The following is a 5,699-nucleotide window of genomic DNA, read 5'->3' on the forward strand; positions in this document are numbered from 1 at the left end:
GTCTCGGCACACGCCGCTCTGTTCGCGATACGCTTCCGCGGCGGTGCGTGTCGGCCGAGCATTGCCGTAGTTGAAGACGATGTGGTTGTGGACGAAGTCGCAGACCGCCTGCACGCGCGGAATGCCCAGCGGCGTGTTGCCGAACAGCCGCCACGCTTCATCAGCCAGAAGGTCGCTTTCGCAAAAACGGCTGGGCAGCAGGAACAGCAGCGTGTCCGCCGGCAGGTCGCGAACCTCGTGCTGCCAGGCCATCAGATCGCCCATCTCGAAAGTGCCGGGATCGCGGATCACCGCGTCGGTGCCGAAGGTGAAACGCCCGGGCGGCGCGACGAACCGGTTGCACCAATTGCCGAAACTGTCGCGATAGCTTTCGATCGGCACCGGCGGGTTGGAAATCAGGAAATCCGGCCGCTCGAGATCGGAGGCACGCGAATAATGCACATTCAGCATCGCGATGAGCGGCGTTTCCTGCGGAAAGTCGAAGCTCATCTCGCAGCCGATGTGGATTCGCATTGTCGTCCTGACGGCCTGCCTGACGATCACCCGGCGAAGCTCGGGTCGATGCTGCAGTGCGAAAATGACCATCGCACGGACCGTCATGGTTTACGAGCAAATTAGAAACCGGTTGAAAGCGATCCGGCGACGCCGGCAACGGTCGCTAACCCCTTGCGGTCGGGCGGTTCTCTTGTTTCACTTGGCGTCCCACATCAGGAGGTACGAATCATGGCTAAAGGTGCGATGAAGGCAGGCAAGGAAGCCCGCAAGCCGAAGAAGGACGCCAAGAAGCCCGCTCCGGCTCCCGCGCTGAAGGCGCCGCCGGTCAAGGCGATGAAGCTCAAGGACAAGTAGGTCCGGCGATCCACTTCGCAATAAGGGTTACGGCCGGCGACACTGTTGCCGGCCGCTGTTGATCGAGCGCTCGAAATTCCTATATTGGCATGGCGGGGACGACCTCGCGCTTCCCCAAAATCCGGACGGGACGACCCGCCATTGTTTGACTGATCGTCGGACGCCGAAATCACCTTTCGGTCCGATGCTCTGATGGAGCGTTGTCGATGTCGTGGATTCTTCTCTTTTTCGCCGGCCTGTTCGAGATCGGCTGGGCAATCGGCCTCAAATACACAGATGGCTTCTCGAAACTGGTGCCGACCGTGCTGACCGTTGCCTCTATGGTCGTCAGCCTCACTCTGCTCGGCCTGGCGCTGAAGGCGCTGCCCGTTGGCACCGCCTATGCGGTGTGGACCGGCATCGGCACCGTCGGTACGGCACTGCTCGGCATCTGGCTGCTCGGCGAACCAGCCACCGCGATCAGGCTGGCCTGCATCGCGCTCATCGTCTGCGGCATCATGGGGCTGAAGTTCGCCGCCTGACGGTCTTTTGGTTTGCGCATGTCATCCTCCCAGAACCGGGACCAATATTTGGGCGACATGGGACAAACACCTTCAGGGCCGCTGTGAGGCGACCCTGATTGTCGAAGCTGGCTGCTTCGGTAATCCTGAGGCTAGCGGGCGGAGAAGCCCGGCGGCGTCCTGCCGGTGCGCTGCTTGCGTGCCGCATAACGCGCGTCACGCTTGGCCTTGCGTTCGGCTTCGTCGGCCAGAAAACGGGCGATGCGCTCGTTCTCTTCGGATTCCCGAATCTTGGCCTCAGCCTGTGCAGCTTCCTCGGCGGCGATACGTGCCGCTTCGGCTGCTGCCTCGCGCTCGGCCTTCTCGACCGCTTCGCGTGCCAGCTTCTCCTGCTTCAGCCGAGCCTTTTCAGCTTCGCGGATTTCGCGGGCCGCGAGGATCGCCTTGCGTTCAGCCTGCCGCGCCAGCACAGCGGGATCATCCGCCGCCGGCTTTGCCTTGAAGCGCTCGAGGAGCGCCTTCTTTGCCTCGTTTGCGGCATTGCGCCGCTCGAAAACGTCTTTTTCCCTGTAGATAGCCAAGTCCACTTCCCTGAAGTCAATTCGCGACGCTTACATACGCGCGAAAACCGAGAGTTCAAGCGCCAAAACGGCATGGCAGCCATGAAATTGTCGGCTGTTGCACTCGGGAGACGCCTTTGGAGCAATTTCAGGGAAGTGTGAAACGGTTTTCCCGGGAAAAGCGCGCAGCGCTTTCCCTTGGGAATTGCGACGAAGAGATTGAACCGAAAACGACATGCACTGTTCACCGTCGCGCCTCTGGCGGCGAGGTTGGCGGATGGCTACGTCTAGCGGCAAATTCCAACACCAGGATGACATTAGATGGAACTCGGTCTCTACACCTTCGCCGACGTCAGCCCGCAGCCGGGCCCCGGCGCCATCGGCCCGCATGAGCGGCTGCGCAACCTGATCGAGGAGGTCGAGCTGGCCGATCAGGTCGGCCTCGACGTCTTCGGCCTCGGCGAGCATCACCGGCCCGACTATGCCGCCTCCGCACCGGTCGTGGCCCTGGCCGCGGCCGCCGAGCGCTCGAAGCGCATCAAGCTGACCAGTGCCGTCACCGTTCTGTCTTCTGATGACCCGGTGCGCGTGTTCCAGCAGTTCGCAACGCTCGACCTTCTGTCGGGCGGCCGCGCCGAGATCATGGCCGGACGCGGCTCGTTCATCGAATCCTTCCCGCTGTTCGGTTACAACCTCGAGGACTATGACGAGCTGTTCGCCGAAAAGCTCGATCTGCTACTTGCCATCCGCAACGGCGTGAAGGTCACCTGGTCCGGCAATCTGCGCGCGCCGATCAACGATCGCGGCGTTTATCCCCGGCCCTTCCAGGACAGGCTACCGGTCTGGATCGCCATTGGCGGCACGCCGCAGTCTGCCGCCCGCGCGGGTGCGCTCGGCCTGCCGCTGGCGCTCGCCATCATCGGCGGCGAGCCGGCGCGCTTCGCGCCGCTGTTCGATCTCTATCGCGAAGCCGCCAAGCGCGCCGGCAGCGACCCGAGGGGCCTTGCCACCAGCATCAACGTGCACGGCTTCATCGCCGAGACGACCGAGCAGGCGGCCGACGATTTTTACGGCCCGCAGGCGGAGGTGATGAACCGCATCGGCCGCGAGCGCGGCTGGGGTCCGACATCCCAAGCGCATTTCGACCAGTCGCGCGGCCCGAACGGCGCGTTGTTCGTCGGCGGTCCCGAGCAAGTGGCTGAGAAGATCGTCGCCCAGCACAAGATCTTCGGCAATGACCGCTTCCTGCTGCAAATGGCGATCGGCACCATGCCGCATGCCAAGATCATGAAGGCGATCGAACTCTACGGCACCAGGGTGGCGCCGATCGTGCGCAAGGAAACAGCCAGGGCTGGCACAGCCGTCACCACGCCGGCAGCCTGACGGAAATGTCGGCTGCTGGCTGCTGCCTTTGAGAAGGCCGGATTTTTCGTCCTCGTCGCCACGACATTGGGAAGAAAGCCAAATCTCTCTTCCAACGCCGTGAGTGCAGGCCTGGATGCTGCGGCGCGCTCTGATTTCCGGACCCGTGCAAACGGGCCTCATTCCGGAAGCCGGCTCATGGAACCTGCGCCCATAACTCTGCGTTCATGCAAGCAATAGCCGATCGCCGAGGGCGCCGGCTCGAGGGTGAGCATGAAAACCGAACCCGCTGCCTTGGGCCGCGCCATCGCCGACGAGTCGGATTCGCGCGTTGCGGCCCGCGCCGACACGCATCTGATGCGCTCGCTGCTCGTCGGCATTTTCCTGTTCATGGCCATCTATGCGCTCTACTTCGCTCGCGCTTTCTTCATGCCGGTCATTCTGGCTTTCCTGCTGGCGCTGACGCTGACGCCGATCGTTAGGCTCCTGCGCAGGCACGGCATCTCCGAAGTGGTTTCGGCGACCCTTCTGGTGCTGTTGTCGATCTGCATCTTTGCCAGCGTAGGCTACCTGCTCAGCGGACCGATCATCGACCTCATCAACAACACCTCTTCGATAGGCCAGCAACTTGCCGAACGGCTGGCGCAATTGCGCCGCCCACTCGAGAAGATCATGCAGATTTCGCATCAGATCGAACAGCTGACCCAGACGTCGCAGGAGCCGGGCATCCAGAGGGTGGCGATGGCGCAGTCCGGCATCCTGTCGGCGGCCGCCAGCAACATCCTGTCGGCCGGAACAGGCCTGACTATCATTTTCGTGCTGTCGCTGTTCCTGCTCGCCTCCGGCACGATGTTCTATGAAAAGATCATCCAGTCCTTCGCCAGCCTCAGCGAAGAGAAACGGGCGCTGCGCGTCGTCTATGACGTCGAGCGCGAAATCTCGCACTATCTGCTCACCGTCACCATCATCAATGCCGGCCTCGGCACGGTCATCGCTCTTGGTCTGTGGGCGCTCGGCATGCCCAATCCGCTGGTCTGGGGAGCCGCCGCGGCGTTGCTCAACTTCTTGCCCTATGTCGGAGCGCTGATCACCATCGTGCTTGTCACGGTCATGGCGTTGATCAGCTTCGATACCATCTTCTACGCGCTTCTGGCGCCGGCCTTCGTGATCTTGTGCGACATCGTCGAAGGCCAGTTCGTGACGCCGATGGTGGTCGGCCGGCGTCTGGAGATCAACGCCGTGGCAATCTTGATCGCCATCGCCTTCTGGTCATGGTTGTGGGGCTTCGTCGGCGCCCTGATGGCGGTGCCGCTGCTGGTCGTCATCAAGGTATTCTGCGATCATTTCGACGGGCTCAGCCATGTCGGCAATTTTCTCGCCGCGCAGCACGCGGTTGTCGTCGAGGAGGACGACATCGCCGACCCCGAAGCTATCAAAGGCTGATCAATATTTTTGAATTTGCGGCGCCGCCGGATGCTTCCTACATGCGGTCCTGACACAGGATCCCATCCATGACCGCTCTTTCCGTTCTCGACCTGTCGCCGATCGTCGAAGGCAGCGATGCCTCGCAGTCGCTGGCCAACTCGCTCGATCTTGCCCGCCATGCCGAGCGCCTGGGCTACAAGCGTTTCTGGCTGGCCGAGCATCACAACATGCCGGGTATCGCCAGCGCGGCCACAGCCGTCGTCATTGCCCATGTCGCCGGCGGTACCAAGACCATTCGCGTCGGCGCCGGCGGCATCATGCTGCCCAACCATTCGCCGCTGGTGATTGCCGAGCAGTTCGGCACGCTGGCCGCCTTGCATCCGGGCCGCATCGATCTCGGCATCGGCCGGGCGCCCGGCACCGACATGGGCACCGCCCGTGCCTTGCGCCGCAATCTCGAGGCCGGGGTCGACAATTTCCCTCAGGATGTCGTCGAGCTGATGGGCTATTTCCAGCCGGCCGAGGAAGGCCAGCGAATTCGCGCCGTGCCCGGCGAAGGCCAGGACGTGCCGGTCTGGATCCTCGGCTCCAGCCTCTACGGCGCGCAGCTCGCCGCCATGCTCGGCCTGCCCTACGCCTTCGCTTCGCATTTCGCGCCGGCGGAGCTGGATCACGCGCTGGATGTCTACCGCTCGCGCTTCCAGCCGTCCGAGCAGCTCGACAAGCCGCATGTCATGCTTGGCCTCAATGTCTTCGCCGCGCCCACCGATGCGGAGGCCCGTTTGTTGTTCACCTCGCTGCAACAGGCTCTCGTCAATCTGCGCACCGGTCGGGCCGGCCGGCTGCCGCCACCTGTCGAGAACTATGACCGCGATCTCGATCCGATGGCAAAGACAATGCTCGGCCAGGCATTGTCCTGCGCCGTCGTCGGCTCCCCGGAAACGGTGCGGCAAGGCCTCGATGCCTTCGTGCGCCGCACCGGTGCCGACGAACTGATGGTCAC

6 protein-coding genes and 1 pseudogene are annotated in these 5,699 nt (G+C 63.0%); 5 read left to right on the forward strand and 2 right to left on the reverse strand.

Annotation, left to right across the window (positions count from 1 at the left end; all coding sequences use genetic code 11):
- Nucleotides 1–513: pseudogene (locus EN906_RS20750) on the reverse strand (transglutaminase family protein); the annotation flags it as partial.
- Nucleotides 514–723: 210 nt separating this feature from the next.
- On the opposite strand from EN906_RS20750, the gene EN906_RS38830 reads away from it, so the two are divergent.
- Both EN906_RS38830 and sugE read left to right on the forward strand, forming a co-directional pair.
- Nucleotides 724–849 (forward strand): hypothetical protein, encoded by a 126-nt coding sequence (locus EN906_RS38830; protein ID WP_013528464.1) that lies wholly within the window; start codon nucleotides 724–726, stop codon nucleotides 847–849.
- A 206-nt stretch (nucleotides 850–1,055) separates the two neighbouring features.
- The gene (gene sugE, locus EN906_RS20760; RefSeq protein WP_013528463.1) at nucleotides 1,056–1,370 is read left to right on the forward strand and encodes a quaternary ammonium compound efflux SMR transporter SugE; all 315 of its coding nucleotides are present in this window, start codon (nucleotides 1,056–1,058) and stop codon (nucleotides 1,368–1,370) included.
- A gap of 131 nt (nucleotides 1,371–1,501) precedes the next feature.
- Here sugE and EN906_RS20765 read toward each other — a convergent pair whose 3' ends face one another.
- Complete coding sequence (locus tag EN906_RS20765; RefSeq protein WP_023761392.1) at nucleotides 1,502–1,930, reverse strand: DUF6481 family protein; 429 nt, start codon at nucleotides 1,928–1,930, stop codon at nucleotides 1,502–1,504.
- Nucleotides 1,931–2,230: 300 nt separating this feature from the next.
- Between EN906_RS20765 and EN906_RS20770 the strand changes: the two genes are divergently transcribed.
- The 3 genes from EN906_RS20770 to EN906_RS20780 all read left to right on the forward strand — a co-directional run.
- Entirely contained in the window at nucleotides 2,231–3,292 is a 1,062-nt protein-coding gene (locus tag EN906_RS20770; RefSeq protein WP_127267667.1) for an LLM class flavin-dependent oxidoreductase, read from the forward strand.
- A gap of 252 nt (nucleotides 3,293–3,544) precedes the next feature.
- Nucleotides 3,545–4,714: an AI-2E family transporter gene (locus tag EN906_RS20775; RefSeq protein WP_127375340.1), complete on the forward strand. Its 1,170-nt coding sequence runs from the start codon at nucleotides 3,545–3,547 to the stop codon at nucleotides 4,712–4,714.
- Nucleotides 4,715–4,782: 68 nt separating this feature from the next.
- Nucleotides 4,783–5,699: LLM class flavin-dependent oxidoreductase (locus EN906_RS20780; RefSeq protein ID WP_164777264.1), on the forward strand; the 917-nt coding region annotated here is incomplete at its 3' end.

The organism is Mesorhizobium sp. M7A.F.Ca.CA.004.06.1.1 (assembly GCF_003999135.1).
Taxonomy (GTDB): Bacteria; Pseudomonadota; Alphaproteobacteria; order Rhizobiales; family Rhizobiaceae; genus Mesorhizobium.

Excerpts from the sequence above, each read along its gene's own strand:
- EN906_RS38830 (WP_013528464.1), top strand. The coding sequence starts at position 724 with ATGGCTAAAGGTGCGATGAAGGCAGGCAAGGAAGCCCGCAAGCCGAAG.
- sugE (WP_013528463.1), top strand. The coding sequence starts at position 1,056 with ATGTCGTGGATTCTTCTCTTTTTCGCCGGCCTGTTCGAGATCGGCTGG.
- EN906_RS20770 (WP_127267667.1), top strand. The coding sequence starts at position 2,231 with ATGGAACTCGGTCTCTACACCTTCGCCGACGTCAGCCCGCAGCCGGGC.
- EN906_RS20775 (WP_127375340.1), top strand. The coding sequence starts at position 3,545 with ATGAAAACCGAACCCGCTGCCTTGGGCCGCGCCATCGCCGACGAGTCG.